We start from the raw sequence: 19,154 nt of genomic DNA on the forward strand, positions 1-19,154 counted from the left end.
TGGCCTAAATAAGACCTGTTAGGGTTGCATTTTTTCGCAACTTTGGCAATCTGAAAAACGAAAAAAATTGTAGGTTTGCGCCTTTATTAAAGATAGAAAATGAAGATTTCATACAACTGGTTACGACAATTTATCAAAACAGATTGGTCCCCTGAAAAAACTGGAGAATTACTTACAGATTTAGGACTTGAAGTAGAAGGCATCTCAGAATTTGAATCCGTTAAAGGAGGACTTAAAGGAATTGTTGTTGGAGAAGTATTAACATGTGAACAACATCCAAATGCAGACCGACTAAGGGTTACCACCGTAAATATTGGAGAAGACCAACCACTACAAATTGTATGCGGTGCTCCAAACGTAGCGGCAGGCCAAAAAGTACCTGTAGCCACTATTGGAACGACGCTTTACACGCCTGAAGGTGAAGCTTGGAAAATCAAAAAAGGAAAAATCCGAGGAGAGGAAAGCCATGGTATGATCTGCGCCGAAGACGAATTAGGCTTGGGCCAATCGCACGATGGGATTTTGGTGCTTGACGAAAAAGTGAAGGTTGGTGCTGCGGTTTCGGACATCTTCAAAGTAGAAAACGACCATGTTTTTGAAATAGGCCTTACCCCTAACCGTGCAGATGCCATGAGCCACTTTGGTACCGCAAGAGACCTTAGAGCAGGTTTGATTCAACAGGATATTCACTTGGAATTCATCACTCCTTCGGTGAGTGCTTTCCACGTAGATAACAGAACCAATAAGATTGATGTAGAAGTTCAAAACAAGGAATTGGCGCCTCGTTATTGCGGTATTGCCATATCTGGAATTACGGTTGAAGAATCTCCCTCTTGGTTACAAAATAGATTGAAAGCTATTGGGCTTACCCCAAAGAACAATGTGGTAGATGCTACCAATTATGTGCTTCACGAATTAGGGCAACCATTACATGCCTTTGATGCTGCTAAAATTAAAGGCCATAAAGTAGTGGTAAAAACAATGCCACAGGGTACGAAATTCAAAACTTTGGATGGTGTTGAACGTGAGTTGGACGCAGAAGACTTAATGATTTGTGATGCCGAAAAACCAATGTGCATTGCTGGCGTTTTAGGAGGTTTGGATTCTGGAGTAACAGAAAACACGACCAATATCTTTTTGGAAAGTGCTTACTTTAATCCTGTATCCATTAGAAAAACAGCAAAACGTCACGGTTTAAACACCGATGCTTCCTTTAGGTTTGAGAGAGGTATCGATCCTAACATTACAGAATATGCACTGAAACGTGCTGCTTTATTGATCCAGGATATTGCTGGTGGGGAGATCACCAGTGACCTTGTGGACATGTACCCAAAGAAAATTGAGGATTTCCAGGTACGTTTGAGCTTTGAAAACGCCAAGAAACTAATTGGAGAGGAAATCCCAAAGGATACCATCAAAAGCATTTTGACATCTTTGGAAATCAAAATCAACAATGTTACCGAAACTGGGCTAGGGCTTACAGTACCTGCCTATAGAAATGACGTGCAAAGAGAGGCTGATATCATTGAGGAAATCCTAAGGGTTTACGGTTACAACAATATCAAAACCACCGAAAAACTTAACGCTTCCATCTCCAACTCTTCCAAATTTGAAGATTACAAGCTTCAAAACATCATTGGAAGCCAATTGGTAGCTCAAGGCTTTTATGAGATTATGGCAAACTCACTATCTTCTCCAAAATATATTTCCCTTAGTGAACAGCTGAAGGAAGATCATAATATTGAACTTTTGAACCCATTGAGCAACGATCTAAGCGTAATGCGCCAAAGTTTGTTGTTTTCAGGATTGGAAGCGGTTAGTCACAACATCAACAGAAAGCGTGATGCGCTGAAGTTATTTGAATTTGGATCTACCTACCATAACTACAACGGAAACAGAGAAGAACACAAACACCTTTCTCTTTTTGTGACTGGTAGACGACATGCAGAGCGCTGGAATGCCAACCACCAACAAAGCGACTTCTTTTACTTAAAAGGAATTATTTCTGTGGTTTTGCAACGTTTGGGAATTACAAACACCTCAGTATCCCCTACCAAAAATGACATGATTGCAGAAGGCATTGCCTTATCTGCAAACAATCTACAATTGGTGAATTTTGGGCTGGTTAAAAAATCGGTATTAAAACATTTTGGAATCGCCCAAGATGTGCTGTTTGCCGATTTCAATTGGAACAATGTTATTGAAGCTGCAAAACAGAATACGGTTTCTTTCAAGGATATTCCAAAATATCCAGAAGTGCGTAGAGACTTTGCCTTGTTATTGGACGAAACGGTAACTTTTGAGCAAATTGACAGCATCGCAATGAAAACCGAAAAGCAATTGCTTAAAGATGTAGACCTTTTTGATGTGTATCAAGGAAAAAACCTTCCTAAAGGTAAAAAGAGCTACGCCGTGAGTTTCACTATCCAAGATGAGCAAAAAACGCTTACAGACAAACAAATTGATAAAATCATGAGTAAACTTCAAGCTAATTTTGAAAAAGAGCTTGGCGCGACACTTAGATAATAATACACACAAAAAAGCCTCTTTATAAAGAGGCTTTTTATTTTGTTATTCTTAAATCATCAATCTTTTAAACATCGACAAGGTAAACCATCTCTTTTAACCGTCATCATAATGGATGCCTCTGGCCCTATTCCCACATGCAATAAATCTACTTTTGCAGGATCATCAACATTTTCACTAGAAGAATACATCCATGCATTCACACCTATCCCTAAAAACGATGACCATGTATCTCTATTTCCAGAAGGCATTAAAGAAAAACCACTACTATTTGAAGCGTTTTCCGGAGAATTTTCCCAGCCCGAAGTTGACTTCATAGCTGTTCCCGCCACACTTGTTCCTCCCAATTCGCTTACTAGGATATTCCATTCTGAAATGCTTGGAATATGCCATCCTTCCGGGCAAAGTTTGCCTGTTTCAACTGTATACCAATTATATAATTTGCCATGCACAGCTCCAAATGAAACATCATTGTTATAATAGGACCATCCTGGAGTAGTCAGGTCAAACCAATCATCTTGAACAGTAACATTTGGAATTTCTGTTCCATCGCTCAATTTTGAAGTATTCAAATTGGATTGTGTCCAACATTGATCTCCTATTTTGACTGTAGAATAAATGTTCCCATCTGCATCGACTATATCATCGCCACATTTCCACCCACCACCATCATCATCACTTCCACATGAGAAAGAAAGCAGTAGAACCATCATAAAAAAGCTAAGTTTTAATTGTGAATTTTCCATGATTTGAAGACTTAATTAATTTTATTTCATATTAAATATAGCAATTGAAAATGAATTTATAATCAATATGTTAAAAAAATACCCAATTGTAGTTAGATGTCTTTTCATGTTATTCTTACAATAGTAAGGTGAATAAAAATTACTGAAATCATACGGTGCTGCATCAAATAATTACTAATTTTAAATTCCATTAATTTAAAACACGTATTATGGCAACAATCACTTTAAAAGGAAACACGATACACACGTCTGGGGAATTACCTAAAGTAGGCAGCAAAGCTCCAGAATTCACTTTAACTACTTCAGAATTGGGAGCAAAAACCCTAGCTGATTTTAAAGGACAAAACTTAATCCTCAACATCTTCCCTAGTGTTGATACAGGAACCTGCGCCCAATCAGTAAGAACTTTCAATGAAAAGGCCAGCAAATTAGAGAATACCAAAGTGCTTTGCATCTCCAAAGACCTTCCTTTTGCACAAGCTAGATTTTGTGGTGCTGAAGGATTGGACAACGTAGTCAACCTTTCCGATTTTAAAGACGGAAACTTTGGAAAAAGTTACGGATTGGATTTTGTTGACGGGCCATTGGAAGGTTTGCTTTCCAGATGCATTGTTATTGTAAATCCAGAAGGCGAGGTTACCTACACCGAGCAAGTTTCTGAAATCGTTGACGAACCTAATTACGAAGCTGCCCTACAAGCCCTGTAGTTTGCCCCCAAGCATGAGCAAAAAAGAATCTTTTGTACAAAACAGAATAAAAAGTATAGGGTTTGCCTACAAAGGCGCCCTATACTTAATTAAAACCGAAGCCAGTATTAAAGTGCAATTGTTTGTCGCTATTTCGGTGACACTAGCCGGTTTCTATTTCAATATCACCAATACAGAGTGGTTGTTCCAAATTGCTTTTATTGGTTTGGTCATGACTGCCGAAGGTATCAATACTGCCATTGAGTACATTGCGGATTTCATCCATCCCGAGTACCACAAAACCATTGGCCACATAAAAGACATTTCAGCGGGAGCTGTATTTATTGCTGCTATGGCCGCAGTTGCAGGGGCTTTGGTCATTTACATCCCTAAGCTGTTTTAATACTTTTTCCGTTAGGATAAACGTTAGTAATTTGTATTTTTGTTTCAATCTAACTAAGCGTTGATGGCGAAGAAGAAAACTAAAACCAAAGACAGTAAAACCTCTACCTTTAGCAAACCCTCATTCAAACTAACAAGTCAACAAAAATTGATTTATGGGAGTTTGTTGATGATTCTTGGGGTATTGCTTTTTATAGCTTTTTTATCCTTTTTCTTCACAGGCAAAGCAGATCAAAGCACTTTGGATGCTTTGGGCACTAGAGAAGTCAAAGCTCAAAACTGGCTTAATAAAGTTGGCGCCTGGGTAAGCGATTTGTTTATCCTTAAAGGCTTTGGAGTGGCCTCCTTTATCTTTGCTGGCCTTTCCTTTCTTTCTGGGATTTATATTGCTTTGGATATCAATAAAGCAAAACTACGCTCCCATTGGATTTGGGGTACATTGATCGTTATTTGGAGTTCCATTCTCTTTGGATTTTTCACTCATAAATACGATGCTTTAGGCGGTACCGTTGGTTTTGAAATGAACAGTTTCATCCAAGATTATATTGGAAAAATTGGCACTTCCCTAGTCCTGCTCTTTGGATTGATCACTTATTTGGCCCTTCGCTTCAATGTTACAGGACATACATTTGTGAACCTTTTTAAAAGTGCTAAAAAGGATATCAAAACGGAATTTGCCACTGATGGTCCTATTCTTGCAGGTGACAATATTGCTGTTCCGATTGACAACAATTTAACGGAAGAAGCGGAAAACATCAAATCTGCTTTTGAGTTGGATGAAGAAACTCCCGCCCCTATTGCGGCCCTTTTAAACCAAATTGAAAAAGAAAAGGAAGCAGAAGAATTTGAGGAAGAAGAAATTGAGCAGGAATTAGAACCTGAAATCACTCTTGAACCTAGCATTACTACCCAGAACAACAACGACCTTCAAGTTGAAGTGAACAATGCTCCTGAAGAGGATTTTGAAATGGAGATAGAACAGGTTGAAGAAGAAGTTTCTGAACGTGACAATTTAGCCAATAAATTGGTAGCCGACTTTGGTCAATTTGATCCAACATTAGAGTTGAGCAAATACCAATTTCCACCTTTAGACCTTCTTAAAAAATACGATTCCGAAGGGATTACCATCAACCAGGAAGAGCTTGAAGAAAATAAAAACCGTATTGTTGAAACCCTTAGCAACTATAAAATAGGAATCAGCAGTATTAAAGCTACCATAGGTCCTACCGTGACCCTTTACGAAATTGTTCCTGAAGCTGGTGTACGTATTTCCAAGATCAAAAACTTAGAGGATGACATTGCCCTTTCGCTTTCTGCTTTGGGTATTCGTATCATTGCCCCTATTCCAGGAAAAGGAACCATAGGTATTGAGGTACCTAATAAAAATTCTACCATTGTTTCCATGCGTTCGGTAATTGCTTCGCAGAAATTCCAGAAATCTGATATGGAATTACCAATTGCCTTCGGAAAAAACATCAGCAATGAAACCATGGTGGTAGATTTAGCTAAAATGCCCCACCTTTTAATGGCTGGTGCAACTGGACAAGGTAAATCTGTTGGGTTAAATGCTGTATTGACATCATTACTTTACAAAAAGCACCCTGCCGAAGTAAAATTTGTATTGGTAGACCCTAAAAAGGTAGAATTAACCTTATTCAACAAAATAGAACGCCACTATTTAGCAAAACTTCCCGATAGCGAAGAAGCCATCATTACAGACAATACCAAGGTAATCAACACTTTGAATTCCCTTTGTATTGAGATGGACAACCGTTACGAGATGCTTAAAAATGCCATGTGTCGTAACATCAAGGAGTACAACGAGAAGTTCAAGGCTAGAAAATTGAATCCAAATGATGGGCATCAGTTTTTACCTTACATTGTGCTTGTAGTCGATGAGTTCGCGGATTTGATTATGACCGCAGGTAAAGAGGTAGAAACGCCTATTGCACGTCTAGCTCAATTGGCACGAGCTATTGGAATTCACTTAATCATTGCCACCCAGCGTCCTTCGGTGAACGTTATTACAGGGATTATCAAAGCCAACTTCCCTGCACGTATTGCCTTTAGGGTAACCTCTAAAATAGATTCCAGAACCATTTTGGACGGTCCAGGTGCCGATCAATTGATTGGGCGTGGAGATATGCTTTATACCCAAGGAAATGATATTATCAGGATTCAATGTGCTTTTGTTGATACTCCTGAAGTAGAAACCATTACCGAGTTTATTGGAGGTCAAAAAGCCTATCCAGACGCGTATCTTCTACCAGAATATGTGGGAGAAGACGGCAATGGCACAGCTCTTGATATAGATATTTCCGAAAGGGATTCCCTATTCCGAGAGGCAGCCGAAATTATTGTTACGGCCCAACAAGGTTCAGCATCTTTGTTACAGAGAAAACTTAAATTGGGATACAATCGTGCCGGACGATTGATTGATCAGTTGGAAGCAGCTGGAATCGTAGGAGGATTTGAAGGCAGCAAGGCCAGACAGGTACTTGTTCCAGACCTTATAGCTTTGGAACAACTATTGGATAACGAAAATATATAGCGATATAAAACACACATTACAATGAAAAAATTATTGATAGCAGTTACATTATTTATAGGCTTTCACAGTTTAGCACAGGACACTTCTGCAAAAGCAAAAGCCTTATTGAATGAAGTAAGTGCCAAGATCAAAAGCTATGACAATATTAGTATAGACTTTAAGTATTCACTTAACAATGCCAGTGAAAACATTAACCAAGAAACCCGTGGAAATGTGGTACTACAAGGTGAAAAATACAAATTGAACATTTTGGGAGCCACCAGAATCTACGATGGTAAAACCCTTTACACCATTAGTCCTGATGATGAAGAGGTAACCATTTCTTCCAATAACACCGAAGACGAAGACACAATAACACCAAGTCAAATGTTGTCTTTTTATGAAGATGGATACCGATACGCCATGGATATTGTTCAAAATGTAAACGGTCGTAAAATACAGTATGTAAAACTTACGCCAATTGACACACATTCTGAAATTAAATATGTGTTATTAGGGATTGACGCGCAAACCAAGCACATCTATAATTTAATTGAAATAGGTAAAAACGGTACAAAAACAACTTTAACCGTTAATATGTTTAAAACAAATGAACCTATTTCAAAAACACTTTTTACTTTTGACCAGTCCAAATACAAAAATTACTACATCAATAGATTGGACTAATTATAGCAATAAATGAAAATATTAGATAGGTATATACTTACAACCTACTTAAAGACATTTTTGAGCGTGTTTATTATACTCATGCTCATTTTTGTTTTACAGTCCATTTGGTTGTACATAAGCGAACTTGCGGGAAAAGATTTGTCCGTTTCGGTCATTTTTAAATTTTTACTGTACGTTACCCCTACTCTAATTCCGCTAATTTTACCCCTTACCATTTTATTGGCCTCCATTATGGTGTTTGGTAGTTTTGCCGAAAACTATGAGTTTGCTGCAATGAAATCTACAGGGATCTCATTGCAAAGAGCCATGAGAGGACTAAGCGTGTTTATTTTTGGACTCTCAATTGTAACCTTCTTTTTTGCCAATAACGTTATCCCTTGGGCCAACTTCAACTTTTATAACCTTAGAAAAAATATTGCCAAAACACAACCTGCTATGGCTATTGCCTCAGGACAGTTCAATGAAATAGCAGATTACAATATTAAGGTTGATAAGAAAAGTGGTGATAAAGGCCAATATCTAGAAAAGGTCTACATCCATAAAAAAACACCTCACCGAACAGGAAATTACACCGTAATTACTGCCAATACAGGAGAACTCATTAGTAGTGAAGAATCCAACATTCTCCAATTGGTATTATATGATGGAAACTACTATGACGAAATATTTAGCAAGGATCCTAAGCAAAATGCCAAAAAACCCCATGTTCGAAGTGCTTTCGAAAAATATGTGATTAATGTAGACCTTGAAGGCTTGAATGATGTGGATTATGAAGACAAGAGCTTTGAAGGTCGATACAACATGTTAAATATAAGCGATCTTAGCTACACCATTGACAGCCTTAAAGACAAAGAAAAGACCGAATATAAGAACTTTGCCAAATCACTTTATGACCGCACTGCTGTAGCGTCCTTAAATGCAAACATTAAACCAAAAAAGGATTCTCTTTACACCGATGAAGTTCTTGATTTATTTGATAACAGAACCAAATTACAAGTACTGAATCTAGCAGCCAATACAGTAAACAGTACCAATCAAATTATCAAGACCAAAAAACACACTTTGGGAACCCAAAAGAAATGGCTTAACCAACACGTCATTTCCCTGCATGAAAAATATGTCTTGGGCATTGCCTGTATCATCCTGTTTTTTGTAGGAGCACCGTTGGGAGCCTTGATTAGAAAAGGGGGAATTGGACTTCCAATGGTTATTGCTATTCTTCTGTTTTTAACCTATCACTTTATAGGGATCTTTTCAAAAAACAGTTCACAAGATGGTTCTCTCAATCCTATTTTTGCTACCTGGCTATCTACCTTAATCATGCTTCCGTTAAGTATTTTCTTAACTAAAAGAGCGACCAAAGATAGAGGTTTGTTTGAGTTTGATACCATTACAGATCCTTTGAGAAAACTTTTCAGCTTCAAGAACAAAAAAGAAGCTTTTGACAAAGCCTACAAACGTTTGGATACTTTTGAAGATGATAAACTTATTGATATCATTAAAAATTACTCCCACTATGAGTACGACAAGACAATAAAACCTGTTGCGTATCAGCTTTTATTGGACCGTGGATTAAGTGCAGACGACATCAAAGACAAAGGCGTTATATTGCACAATACCCTGCTTAAATCGGAGAAAATTGCCAACGACTTTTATGATTATTCCTTAACCACCATAGTAAGTTATGGCATTGGTGCGGTATTGATTCTTTTCTATTTTATTTTTAGAAACAATAAACTACCTGAGTTAGCACACATAGTACTGCAACTGGGAATTATTTCATTCGTTTTTGTAGTCATCTATTTTACGGTGTCCTCTTTTGTGCTGTCCAAATTCTATGCTTCATTACCCGAGAGCGATAAAAAGATTAACTTTTTTCTATTAATTATTGGGCTTCCCTTCTATCCAATTACCTACTTTTTGTTAAAAATTAGGATCAAGGAAGAGTTGTATAAAACAAGCATAGAAAATATAAAATAAGCTATATCTTTGCAGCATAATACAAAATGCTACTATGTCTACGCTTAAAACCGTTAACAATTCAACTGAATTCAAGTTAGATACCATTGAAGATGCCATAAACGATATCCGTCAAGGAAAAGTAATTATCGTTGTGGATGACGAAAACAGGGAAAATGAAGGTGACTTTCTTGCCGCTGCCGAAATGGTGACCCCAGAAATGATCAACTTTATGGCTACCCACGGAAGAGGTCTAATCTGTACCCCGCTTACCGAAAACCGATGTAAAGCTCTTGAACTGGGCATGATGGTAAGCAACAACACCGACCCAATGGAGACCGCCTTTACCATTTCAGTTGATTTACGAGGTAATGGTGTGACCACCGGTATTTCCGCAAGTGATAGAGCCAAAACGGTGAAAGCACTAGTAGACAAAGACACTAAACCTTTTGAATTGGCACGTCCAGGACATATCTTCCCGCTTGTGGCCAAAGAAGGAGGAGTTTTAAGAAGAACAGGCCATACCGAAGCAGCAATAGACTTTGCCCGTTTGGCTGGATTGCAACCTGCTGGTGTGATTGTTGAAATCATGAACGAAGATGGTACCATGGCACGTTTGCCACAGCTAATGGAAGTAGCAAAGAAATTCGATCTTAAAATCGTTTCTATTGAAGATTTAGTGGCCTACCGTATGCAACACGATTCATTGATTGAAAAGAAAGAAGACTTTGAAATCGTGACCCGTTTTGGGGAATTTAGATTGCGTGCTTACCAACAAACTACCAATAACCAGGTACATATTGCCATAACAAAAGGGACTTGGAATACAAATGAACATGTATTGACCAGAGTAAATTCAACTTTGGTAAACAACGATATTCTAGGAACCTTGACCAACAATGCTGATAAGAAACTGGACGACATGTTCCAATTGATTAACGAAGCAGGAAAAGGCGCCATCATTTTTATAAATCAGCAAAACCAATCTACCAATTTACTGCATAGATTGTCTATTTTGAAAGAGCAGCAAAACCATAAGGATGTCGTTAAGGCACCTGGGATTCAAATGGACTCTAAAGATTTTGGAATTGGGGCACAAATCCTTCACGATTTAAACATCCATAAGCTTAAATTGATTTCCAATAGCGAGCAAACCAAACGTGTAGGAATGATTGGCTACGGGTTGGAAATCATGGATTACGTGAAGTACTAATCGATTACTTCAAAAACTTTCAACATATTTTTTTCGCTGGCCTTAGGTACTTCGGAAATAAATGCATATTTGCCCTTAGTAAGTGTCGCCTTAAAATAGCCCTCGCTTCCTGCGGGCATTTCTTGCATCCCACCTAAAAAGGTAACACCCGCTGGGGCTGGATTGATAAGCCCTTTCGGATTGGACCAATCCATCCATGCTTCCAAAGCAGCCAAATCGGCTGTATCATCCAGTTTCACAAGATTCACATCATGCTCCAAAAAGTGTTCATGCTTTTTTTGATCTACAAAAGTCACCTTTATCGTATTTTCGCCTGCTTTGATAACATCATCAAACATGATACCTTCAGTACTTGAAATAGATACATTAACAGTAGAAATCGGAGGTAAAAGATCAGACACTTCGGAGGTCACTATAATCGGTTTTATCATTCCCATAGAGGTGTGAAATTTTCCATTGGACATCTTTACGTAGCATTCCATTATATAATATCCAGGATCCAATTTAATGGTTAGTTCTGTAGTTTGATTAGGAGAAATCAATCCAGCTCCGCCTGTAAACACGACATTCTGAAACCATTCTGGTAAAGCTCCAAAGGCGGCATAACCTTCCTCCACCTTCCCTTCGTTAATTAAATCCATCCCCTTATCGAAAGGCGGGAAAATATCCTTCTTTGTGTCAGCTATGGTTTTCCCTTCAGGATATTTATCTAATAAAAACAAATGGGTTTCGAATGATTTATTGGAGTATCTAAAGGTTGTCCAGCCAGATGATAACGAATCGGGACCAATAAATTCCATACTCTCGGTATAGTACTCTGCCACCTGATCTTTTGGCTTTTCTGCTTCAATTGTTACTTCTTCCCTCACTTCATTCGTTTTTTTATCTCCTTTGCAGTTAAGAAATAAAATAAAAACAAATAAAAGTCCTAAACTTACACTATGATTAGCCTTCATAATTCACTGTATTTTAACTGGTTACCCTTTAAAGATACTAAATTAAGAGCTAACCAAATTAAAGTCAGAGAAATAAGACCTTTGGTACTACTAAAATAAACCCAATAAATTATTCTGAAAATAAAAGCTTTAACCCAGAACTTCTTTAATAACCTGAACCATTTTTGAAGCTCTGTCCTTGGCTTCTTGCTCCGTCCAAGATAGTTTGATCAAACAGGAAATATTTCTTCCCACATAATGATCGGACTGTTCAAAAGTTTTGGTTTGAAGGTAGTATAATCCTTCTTTCACCTCTTGAGATAAGGGATACAGCGTCTTAAATTCCTTTAGGTGCTCCCACTTTCTGATATAGTGCCAGTTGTTGTTATAGTACTGAAAACAACCATCAATACCTGCTTCCTTAAGAGCTGCCGATGCCTTAAGGGAAATTTCTGTATCTGGTAAAAAGAAACTTAAAAAAGAATAGTTCTCTTCGCCTCCTTCAGGTATCCTTCTAAATGTAATTTCGGGAATTGAGGATAAAGCCTCTCGTAATATTGTGAAGTGTTGTTTCTGAATTTCTAAAAATTCAGGTAAACGCCTTAACTGAGCCACACCAACGGCAGCATTCAGTTCTGAAATTCTAAAGTTATAACCCAAGAATGGATGACCCTCTGCACCACGATCGTAACCTACGTGGTCATGCCCATGGTCACTAAAATGATCGGCATTCTTAAAATAGGCTTCATTATTGGTAAGAACAGCTCCTCCTTCTCCACAAGTTATGGTCTTTACAAAATCGAAGGAAAAACACCCAACATCTCCAATGCTTCCCAAAGTTTTTCCTTTATAGGTAGCCCCTATAGCCTGGCAAGCATCTTCGATAAGTAATAAATTATGCTCCTTGCATAGTTGTTGCAAGGCATCCAAATTGGCCATACTTCCACACATATGGACAGGCATAATGGCCTTGGTTTTTGCAGTAATAGCTGCTTCTACTGCTTGAGGATCCAAGGTAAGGGTATCATCAATATCCACTAAAACAGGAATGGCCCCCAACATCATAACGGCCTCAAAACTGGCTACAAAAGTAAAGGTAGGCATGATAACTTCATCGCCAGCTCCTACTCCTGCTACAGCCAAGGCTACCGAAACCGCCGCGGTACCACTAGAAACCAACTGAGCATGATTCACCTGGAAATATTCCTGTAAATCATGCTCTAGCTGTTTTGCTTTCCAATGGCCGTTACGCATGGCATCGAAGCCATATCGCATTAACACTCCAGTTTCCAAAACATCATTCACTTCTTTTCTTTCGGCATCGCCGAAGTGCTCAAATCCGGGCATATATCAATAAACTATAATTGCTTTAAAAAACCTATGTATTCTTCAATTGTTTCTTCACTAAATACTTTCACCTCATTCATCGGCGCACCTTGAGCATTTAAAGTTACAAATGCTGGGAAGGTTTTTGTTTTATTATAGTGAATAATTTTGCGTTGTGCAGCATCTGATTCATCAGCATTATCCACTGCTACCAATACCACTCTATCTGCAATTTGAGCAAACTCTGGTGCATTGATAACCGTAGCTTCCATTTTTTTACACGCATCGCAATTCTGGGAATCCTTAAAGTACATTAAGATAGGTTTGTTTTGAGCTTTTGCAGTTTTCATGGCTTGCTCAAAATCGGTTGTCCACTGGGCGTCTTGCGCATAAATGCCTACACTAAATAAGCAAATAAGAACTAGTAATAGTTTTTTCATCAGGAATAAATTAAAAAGTTAAAAAGTTATGTTAAAAAACAAATATAAGCTATTCGATGTTTTGTCCAAAAAAAAGAAAAAGAATTAATCACAGCTCCAAAACAGCGTCCTCATCCTGCTTTCTCACCTTAGTCATAGAGGCAAACATATCATTTTCAGACCGATACCCAATAGGCAATAGCAGTACCGATTTTAGGTTGTGTTCACCTAACTTTAAAACTTTATCATATTCTTCTGAGAGAAATCCCTCCATAGGGCAAGAATCCACTTGTTCCAAGGCACAAACCGTCATAATATTCCCCATAGCAAGATACGCCTGCTTAGTAGCCCATTCCTCAATTTCCTGTTGAGATTTTTGTTCAAAATCATCCACTAGAAAGTCTTCAAAAGGTTTTAAGATCTCTTTCGGAGTTTGCCTCAAATCATGTACCCTTTTGAAATATTCATTTACAAAAGACTTATCAATATTGGTCTGTATACAAAATACCAATACATGGGAAGCAGAAACTATTTGCTTTTGGTTCATGGAATATTGCAAGAGTTCCTGCTGCAATTCCTTATTCTTTATAATTACCAATTTTATTGGCTGAAGTCCATATGAGGTCGCCGTTAAATTGAAGGCCTTTTTTATGATGTTCAATTTTTCAGAAGGCACCTCTTTAGTTATGTCAAAGGCCTTGGTTGCATAGCGCCATTTTAAAAAATTAATGATTTCCATAAGTCTTTTTAAATTTTCTCCACAAATGTAGCATTTGAAAATTCCTTTAACCAACACAAAATCAATTTTATATTGAATGACTGAAAAATCTTTTAAATTTTTTCTCATTTTTTCTTTGATAGTAATGAAAAAGGTTACTATATTTGCACCCGCAATCAGGAAATACCTGATGAGACACTCAAGGAGAAATGGCAGAGTGGTCGAATGCGGCAGTCTTGAAAACTGTTGAGGGTCACACCTCCGGGGGTTCGAATCCCTCTTTCTCCGCTTTTTGAAACCGCAATCGCTTGATTTTAAAGCCTTTGCGGTTTTTTATTGCTCTAAAATCCCCACATAATCCCCACAATATTTTTATTAAAAAAGCATAAAAAAACCGCTACAATTTAATGTAACGGTTTCATCGCTATTAATTTAGGATCACTTTAAGATGCCGTACCACTACCTAAATAAACGCTATTTGATACTGTATTGTTCTCTGCTGAAACAAAGGCCATGAAAAGCTCTACAGTGTCACCAACATATAAAGCTGGGATTGGCACTGCTTGAGAACCTGCGGTTCGGTCAGCACCTCCTAAAATGGAAACTGAAGCTTTTTTAGATGGGTTGTACACTAACAACATCGCCTTGTCCGTTGCGCTTGCATTTCCCTCGTCTGAGTTATCGTCCCAAGAGAATGATACTTGTCCTGGAGTCGTTAAGTCTACATCTGGGTTCAAAGGTCCAGAAAGGCTACCTCTACTTAGAAGCGCTAAAGAATAGTCTACTTCAAAGTCAGGAGCTGTTCCTGTAATTGCGTTGTTCAACACATAAGACATTGCGGCATTAAAAGCAGTTTTTTGAACTGCATAGCCTTTATATCCAATTTTAATAAACCCTAAATTGGGTTGTAGGTAATCCAAAGTCGTAGAGAAACGATTTCTTTGGTTAACCTGTCCTTCGGTTCTTGGATTGGCTACAGAAGCAGGCTTACTTCTGATATAGTCAATACCTTTCCAAGACGCACCTACCACTGTGCCTACTTTACCTGAGATACCTCCCAGGATTCCTTTTGAAATTACTGCCATAACATATGCATATTTAATTAATACTCACTTGGACTTGGTACGGACTTAGCATAGGTTTAAACCCTATTTAGATTAAATTCTAACGAAATATACTATAGAATAAGTCGGTAAGTCTCCTTTAGGGCTTGAATGCCTTGTATTTCCCTTGTTTACTTTGAATTAAAGTAAGCCATGATATAAGCTTTCTTCAAATCGGTTAGTTTGGCTAGGGTGTTTTGAAGTTGCATTTGCTTATTGTGAATGGTTGTCATTATTTGTAATTGCTTTTGCAAGTCATGATCTGGGTAGTTGTCTGTATTTAGGCCTTGTTTTAAAACCTTCAAACAATCATTTATAGAAATGAATGGAATCACACTCCCTTTTAAATAGTAGGCGTAATAACCGCCTATTTGCAACATCATACACAACATGAAAATTGTTTCTTTATGGGCTTCGGTGGGCGTGGTAACAACAAAGCAATTAGGGCAAGCTGTTTTTAAGGGTTTTCCGCTGTTAAGCCCTTTGTTTAAGATATAAAAATGGGGCTGGGTGTAGGTTCTTCCGGGGCGATGGGTTTTCATTTCAAAAGTTTGCATAGCTATCCAATTTAAATTTGCTTCGCTACGCTTCGCGCCTATAATTTTTCAAAAGAAAAAACAATAAAAAAAGAAAGCCTACAGTTTATGTGGTGTGGGGTGGCTGTCAAGGTTTTTGGAAAAAATACTACCCAATGCCAATTGATAATTTAGACTGTACAATTTAAAATTAAGGGTGGAGATTTTTTTCAAAACCCGGAGGGCTTGACCTTGATAGGCATAAGCGTGGGCCGTGGGAAGCCACATTACTTTGCAGCCTTTTTTTATTAATTTCTAAATACTAATGCTATGGAAAATCCTTTTGAAATTATCAATGAAAGATTAGAACGTATTGAAAAATTACTTAAACAAATTAAAGTAAGTAATACAGATGGTTCGGCTATTTCCGAAATCATGAATATGAACCAATTATCCAGCTATTTAGGCATTACAAAAGGTTACGTGTACAAATTGACATCGAAACGAGAAATACCTTTTTATAAACGAGGTAAAATGCTTTATTTCGATAAAGAAGAGATTAATGACTGGATTAAACAATATAGGGTTTCAACCAGAGCTGAAATTGAACAAAAAGCTGCTGATTATATTATGAAGCATCCTTTAAAATGGAGGTAGGTACTAATGTCTTAATTCGTTTTTCTTTAAGAGGTCTATAAGTTCTTTTTTATTGTAGTATCTCCTATTGCCAATGCCATAACTTTTAACTACACCTCTATTAGTCCAATGCCAAAGGGTTGTAATACTGATATTAAGAAAATCGGCAGTTTCTTGGCTGGTTAGATAAACATCGCTTTCATTGGTTTTTAATTCATCAAGGTAAACTTTGATTTTATCCATTAATTTGTCGGCTACTTTATCGGCTAATTCATCAACGGTTACTTCTGTAATTTCGATGGTTTTTGTTTTCATGATTGTTTTAATTTTCAATTTACCTAAAGATATTGTTTCGGCAGGTAATCTAAAAGGCGCGAGCCGACTGCGAGATGAGCAAGGGTGCTGTGGTGGAAGCACGTTGCACACTTGCAAAAGTGCGTGCCACAGCAACGGTTTACCGCAAGGGTGGCGCATTTTTTGACTTTTTCAATAGCCGGATGTTAAGTTTATTGGGATGGCGAAATATTCAGGCTTAGGCAAGTGCAGGGATTGAAGGAGGCAATGGAAGGTTTGGGAATAGTTTTCATTTAAGGTTTTGGCGTTTATCTACTTTCAAGAGCATTGCGGATTTTGAGGGTTTGAGGGCATGTTTGTTTAATGGATAATACGCCAAACCGTAATGTAAAAACTATTGGAGGGGTGCTGAGATTGCCGACTGAATGAGCTGCTCTTGGATCTTTCAGCAAATGGGATAATCCGCCGTGTTCCAATATGTTCTAATTATTGTGGATAAGTGATATTATAGATTGTAGCACTATTAATCAGAAGCCGTACTGCGGTTATCTTATTTGCCCTTGGGTAGCCCCAAAAAATGTGACAGCCTGATTAGCCCGATGCGACCCGCAGGCTCGCACAACATTAAGTAGCGGTTGTACCCCAATTTAAATACTGTGAGCGCCTAGCGAACTCCTTATTGGGGTTTGGGGTGCAAGAGTAGCTACGGGTGAGGAAGGCATGTAATGTGTGTAACAAAACAAATACAGAGCGCCAACGAGGACGTGCCGCCGCAGTGGTGCTATGGATGGTATATGCAAGCCTTTTTTTAAGACTATATAATAATGAAATAGATTGCTTCACTGCGTTCGCAATGACAATTATAAAACAGATATTTGGCTTGCAGATATGTTTTGTGGAACTAAATGGAGTGACTGACGAACACCTTATTACCTGCCCCTCCTACACTTTCAGTTAGACGATATGCTAATAGAATGGAATTAAATGAAATATAACGTTTTACTTTTTAATTTGCATATTTGGATTAACAACAGGCAATATAGCCCCATTTAGGAATGTTCCCCTAAAAATACCATACATTACACCTCTAATTGTTGAAATAGAGATAGAATTCAGCATCACTATCACTCCATCAGGTAAATTTGGCACATTTGTATCTCTATCAAAATACTGCTTTATTTCCTCCACATAATACAAACAACTAGCACTAATATGACCTAACTTATCTTTCGTATCATTATTAAGCACATCTATCTTACAATTAACAATTACCAATTCTTTTTCTAAATTAAAACTATGTTGTAATTGTAAATCGAAACCAAAAACAGTATTACCATCAATTTTATTTTTTGGCGCAACTATACTTGTTTCAAGGATTTCCACACCTTTTATTTGAAAATTAAATGGTTTTTCTTCTGACATAATTAAGCTTGACATTCTGTACAATTATTACTTTTAGAACCTGAAAAATTTATTTTATGGGAATTGAGAATATAATCCAGACTACTATAAGAATCAAAACCACTTGTTTTATTCTCCATAACAGGAAAATGAAACTGCAGAACAATTTGCCTCTCTTCATTCTCAAAGAAGTTAATATCCAAAACCTCTCCAATTTCAACCAAAGTGTCTTGAGTAAAATTATGAGTACCACTTAACCATTTAGTAATAATACTTGGACTTTTCATATTCAAAGCCTCTAAAAGCATAGTATTATTCCACCCTTTGACATCCATAGCTTTACGGATTTTTTCCGCATTAAGCATACGTTGTTCAATTTTTTTCATTTCCACAGGTGACATTTCCTCTAAAATATCATCTATAAAATCGAAATTCTCTTGAGCTGATTTATTCATAATTAATGTTTTCTATAGTTAAGTCTCCTTCAAAATCTAAGCCATCTTCACTAAACCAGATTTCTTTGTCCTGCATTTTTTCCGTAATTAGTTTTGATAAGTCTCTTAGAATAAGGTTTTCTTTTTCTAAATTTTTGTCTTCTTGAAAAGCTCTAATAGATTTTGGTTTGTGGCCACCACCACCGAGGATAATAATTTGAGAACCATAACGAATACAATATAATCTTAGGTTGCTGTCTTCTTTGTCATAGAGAGCGCATACGCCATCTCCGGGATTGCCTTCATAAAGCTTAAAAAAGTCTTCTCTCATTCCAGTTTTAAACCCCATAGTTGTTAAACGTCCAACAATATCTTTTATTTCACTTTTAAATGAAACCTTATTGCTTAACACAAAGTTTTTAAACGCATTAATCTCTTCTTCGTCAACTAACACAGTATACACAGAACCCATAGGTCCACTAAATTGAGGTATTTTTATTAATTGACATTTCGAGAACATATGGCTTGCAAATATAATTATTTTTTTTACTTATAAGTGAAATTTATTTTAATTTAACTATTCATTATATAAAGCATACACAATAACAAAATCTAAAAATC

Annotated in this window: 19 protein-coding genes and 1 tRNA gene; 9 read left to right on the forward strand and 11 right to left on the reverse strand. The window is 37.4% G+C overall.

Features of this window, described 5'->3' with window-relative positions:
- The first annotated feature begins 99 nt into the window (after positions 1-99).
- Positions 100-2,526, forward strand: coding sequence for a phenylalanine--tRNA ligase subunit beta (gene pheT / locus AC6I5C_RS12770; protein WP_497905485.1), 2,427 nt, complete (start codon positions 100-102; stop codon positions 2,524-2,526).
- Between the two features lie 59 nt (positions 2,527-2,585).
- Here pheT and AC6I5C_RS12775 read toward each other — a convergent pair whose 3' ends face one another.
- Positions 2,586-3,239, reverse strand: coding sequence for an FISUMP domain-containing protein (locus AC6I5C_RS12775; RefSeq protein WP_497905486.1), 654 nt, complete (start codon positions 3,237-3,239; stop codon positions 2,586-2,588).
- Positions 3,240-3,481: 242 nt separating this feature from the next.
- On the opposite strand from AC6I5C_RS12775, the gene tpx reads away from it, so the two are divergent.
- The 6 genes from tpx (at position 3,482) to ribB (ending at position 10,752) form a co-directional block, all read left to right on the forward strand.
- Entirely contained in the window at positions 3,482-3,979 is a 498-nt protein-coding gene (tpx, locus tag AC6I5C_RS12780) for a thiol peroxidase (protein ID WP_497905487.1), read from the forward strand.
- Between the two features lie 13 nt (positions 3,980-3,992).
- Positions 3,993-4,361, forward strand: coding sequence for a diacylglycerol kinase (locus tag AC6I5C_RS12785; protein WP_076664705.1), 369 nt, complete (start codon positions 3,993-3,995; stop codon positions 4,359-4,361).
- Positions 4,362-4,424: 63 nt separating this feature from the next.
- Positions 4,425-6,911 carry a DNA translocase FtsK gene (locus AC6I5C_RS12790; protein ID WP_497905488.1) on the forward strand — a complete coding sequence of 829 codons (2,487 nt, stop codon included), beginning with the start codon at positions 4,425-4,427 and terminating at the stop codon, positions 6,909-6,911.
- A gap of 21 nt (positions 6,912-6,932) precedes the next feature.
- A complete protein-coding gene (gene lolA1 / locus AC6I5C_RS12795; protein ID WP_497905489.1) occupies positions 6,933-7,577 on the forward strand; it encodes an outer membrane lipoprotein periplasmic chaperone LolA1 in 645 nt (214 codons plus the stop codon).
- A 12-nt stretch (positions 7,578-7,589) separates the two neighbouring features.
- On the forward strand, positions 7,590-9,560 hold the full coding sequence (locus AC6I5C_RS12800; RefSeq protein ID WP_497905490.1) for an LptF/LptG family permease: 1,971 nt from the start codon (positions 7,590-7,592) through the stop codon (positions 9,558-9,560).
- Positions 9,561-9,594: 34 nt separating this feature from the next.
- Entirely contained in the window at positions 9,595-10,752 is a 1,158-nt protein-coding gene (gene ribB, locus AC6I5C_RS12805; protein WP_497905491.1) for a 3,4-dihydroxy-2-butanone-4-phosphate synthase, read from the forward strand.
- On the opposite strand, the gene AC6I5C_RS12810 is transcribed toward ribB, so the two are convergent.
- The 4 genes from AC6I5C_RS12810 to AC6I5C_RS12825 all read right to left on the reverse strand — a co-directional run bounded on the left by AC6I5C_RS12810 (position 10,749) and on the right by AC6I5C_RS12825 (position 14,279).
- The gene (locus AC6I5C_RS12810) at positions 10,749-11,708 is read right to left on the reverse strand and encodes a hypothetical protein (protein ID WP_497905492.1); all 960 of its coding nucleotides are present in this window, start codon (positions 11,706-11,708) and stop codon (positions 10,749-10,751) included. The genes ribB and AC6I5C_RS12810 overlap by 4 nt on opposite strands.
- A gap of 129 nt (positions 11,709-11,837) precedes the next feature.
- Entirely contained in the window at positions 11,838-13,034 is a 1,197-nt protein-coding gene (locus AC6I5C_RS12815; RefSeq protein ID WP_497905493.1) for a DegT/DnrJ/EryC1/StrS family aminotransferase, read from the reverse strand.
- An 11-nt stretch (positions 13,035-13,045) separates the two neighbouring features.
- A complete protein-coding gene (locus tag AC6I5C_RS12820; protein ID WP_497905494.1) occupies positions 13,046-13,453 on the reverse strand; it encodes a thioredoxin family protein in 408 nt (135 codons plus the stop codon).
- Positions 13,454-13,541: 88 nt separating this feature from the next.
- Positions 13,542-14,279 carry an NAD(P)H-dependent oxidoreductase gene (locus tag AC6I5C_RS12825; protein WP_497905495.1) on the reverse strand — a complete coding sequence of 246 codons (738 nt, stop codon included), beginning with the start codon at positions 14,277-14,279 and terminating at the stop codon, positions 13,542-13,544.
- A gap of 74 nt (positions 14,280-14,353) precedes the next feature.
- Between AC6I5C_RS12825 and AC6I5C_RS12830 the strand changes: the two genes are divergently transcribed.
- Positions 14,354-14,438, forward strand: a tRNA-Ser gene (locus tag AC6I5C_RS12830).
- Between the two features lie 155 nt (positions 14,439-14,593).
- Here the strand turns inward: AC6I5C_RS12830 and AC6I5C_RS12835 are convergent.
- Both AC6I5C_RS12835 and AC6I5C_RS12840 read right to left on the reverse strand, forming a co-directional pair.
- Positions 14,594-15,235: a DUF6266 family protein gene (locus AC6I5C_RS12835; protein ID WP_497905496.1), complete on the reverse strand. Its 642-nt coding sequence runs from the start codon at positions 15,233-15,235 to the stop codon at positions 14,594-14,596.
- A 149-nt stretch (positions 15,236-15,384) separates the two neighbouring features.
- Entirely contained in the window at positions 15,385-15,810 is a 426-nt protein-coding gene (locus AC6I5C_RS12840; RefSeq protein ID WP_497905497.1) for a DUF6943 family protein, read from the reverse strand.
- 288 nt (positions 15,811-16,098) lie between these two features.
- Between AC6I5C_RS12840 and AC6I5C_RS12845 the strand changes: the two genes are divergently transcribed.
- Positions 16,099-16,425, forward strand: a complete 327-nt coding sequence (locus tag AC6I5C_RS12845; protein WP_497905498.1) for a helix-turn-helix domain-containing protein — start codon at positions 16,099-16,101, stop codon at positions 16,423-16,425.
- A 3-nt stretch (positions 16,426-16,428) separates the two neighbouring features.
- Here AC6I5C_RS12845 and AC6I5C_RS12850 read toward each other — a convergent pair whose 3' ends face one another.
- The 4 genes from AC6I5C_RS12850 to AC6I5C_RS12865 all read right to left on the reverse strand — a co-directional run bounded on the left by AC6I5C_RS12850 (position 16,429) and on the right by AC6I5C_RS12865 (position 19,005).
- Positions 16,429-16,719, reverse strand: coding sequence for a helix-turn-helix domain-containing protein (locus AC6I5C_RS12850; RefSeq protein ID WP_497905499.1), 291 nt, complete (start codon positions 16,717-16,719; stop codon positions 16,429-16,431).
- A 978-nt stretch (positions 16,720-17,697) separates the two neighbouring features.
- Positions 17,698-18,120, reverse strand: coding sequence for a hypothetical protein (locus AC6I5C_RS12855; protein WP_497905500.1), 423 nt, complete (start codon positions 18,118-18,120; stop codon positions 17,698-17,700).
- Positions 18,121-18,122: 2 nt separating this feature from the next.
- Positions 18,123-18,554: a helix-turn-helix domain-containing protein gene (locus AC6I5C_RS12860; protein ID WP_497905501.1), complete on the reverse strand. Its 432-nt coding sequence runs from the start codon at positions 18,552-18,554 to the stop codon at positions 18,123-18,125.
- The gene (locus tag AC6I5C_RS12865) at positions 18,547-19,005 is read right to left on the reverse strand and encodes a hypothetical protein (RefSeq protein ID WP_497905502.1); all 459 of its coding nucleotides are present in this window, start codon (positions 19,003-19,005) and stop codon (positions 18,547-18,549) included. The genes AC6I5C_RS12860 and AC6I5C_RS12865 overlap by 8 nt, the downstream gene beginning before the upstream one ends.
- Between the last annotated feature and the right edge of the window lie 149 nt (positions 19,006-19,154).

It is taken from the genome of Mangrovimonas sp. sgz306409 (assembly GCF_059735265.1).

Excerpts from the sequence above, each read along its gene's own strand:
- AC6I5C_RS12840 (WP_497905497.1), bottom strand. The coding sequence starts at position 15,810 with ATGCAAACTTTTGAAATGAAAACCCATCGCCCCGGAAGAACCTACACC.
- AC6I5C_RS12775 (WP_497905486.1), bottom strand. The coding sequence starts at position 3,239 with ATGATGGTTCTACTGCTTTCTTTCTCATGTGGAAGTGATGATGATGGT.
- AC6I5C_RS12815 (WP_497905493.1), bottom strand. The coding sequence starts at position 13,034 with ATGCCCGGATTTGAGCACTTCGGCGATGCCGAAAGAAAAGAAGTGAAT.
- pheT (WP_497905485.1), top strand. The coding sequence starts at position 100 with ATGAAGATTTCATACAACTGGTTACGACAATTTATCAAAACAGATTGG.
- ribB (WP_497905491.1), top strand. The coding sequence starts at position 9,595 with ATGTCTACGCTTAAAACCGTTAACAATTCAACTGAATTCAAGTTAGAT.
- AC6I5C_RS12845 (WP_497905498.1), top strand. The coding sequence starts at position 16,099 with ATGGAAAATCCTTTTGAAATTATCAATGAAAGATTAGAACGTATTGAA.
- AC6I5C_RS12790 (WP_497905488.1), top strand. The coding sequence starts at position 4,425 with ATGGCGAAGAAGAAAACTAAAACCAAAGACAGTAAAACCTCTACCTTT.
- AC6I5C_RS12800 (WP_497905490.1), top strand. The coding sequence starts at position 7,590 with ATGAAAATATTAGATAGGTATATACTTACAACCTACTTAAAGACATTT.
- AC6I5C_RS12850 (WP_497905499.1), bottom strand. The coding sequence starts at position 16,719 with ATGAAAACAAAAACCATCGAAATTACAGAAGTAACCGTTGATGAATTA.
- AC6I5C_RS12855 (WP_497905500.1), bottom strand. The coding sequence starts at position 18,120 with ATGTCAGAAGAAAAACCATTTAATTTTCAAATAAAAGGTGTGGAAATC.
- AC6I5C_RS12785 (WP_076664705.1), top strand. The coding sequence starts at position 3,993 with ATGAGCAAAAAAGAATCTTTTGTACAAAACAGAATAAAAAGTATAGGG.
- AC6I5C_RS12820 (WP_497905494.1), bottom strand. The coding sequence starts at position 13,453 with ATGAAAAAACTATTACTAGTTCTTATTTGCTTATTTAGTGTAGGCATT.
- lolA1 (WP_497905489.1), top strand. The coding sequence starts at position 6,933 with ATGAAAAAATTATTGATAGCAGTTACATTATTTATAGGCTTTCACAGT.
- AC6I5C_RS12825 (WP_497905495.1), bottom strand. The coding sequence starts at position 14,279 with ATGAGAAAAAATTTAAAAGATTTTTCAGTCATTCAATATAAAATTGAT.
- tpx (WP_497905487.1), top strand. The coding sequence starts at position 3,482 with ATGGCAACAATCACTTTAAAAGGAAACACGATACACACGTCTGGGGAA.
- AC6I5C_RS12835 (WP_497905496.1), bottom strand. The coding sequence starts at position 15,235 with ATGGCAGTAATTTCAAAAGGAATCCTGGGAGGTATCTCAGGTAAAGTA.
- AC6I5C_RS12860 (WP_497905501.1), bottom strand. The coding sequence starts at position 18,554 with ATGAATAAATCAGCTCAAGAGAATTTCGATTTTATAGATGATATTTTA.
- AC6I5C_RS12865 (WP_497905502.1), bottom strand. The coding sequence starts at position 19,005 with ATGGGTTCTGTGTATACTGTGTTAGTTGACGAAGAAGAGATTAATGCG.
- AC6I5C_RS12810 (WP_497905492.1), bottom strand. The coding sequence starts at position 11,708 with ATGAAGGCTAATCATAGTGTAAGTTTAGGACTTTTATTTGTTTTTATT.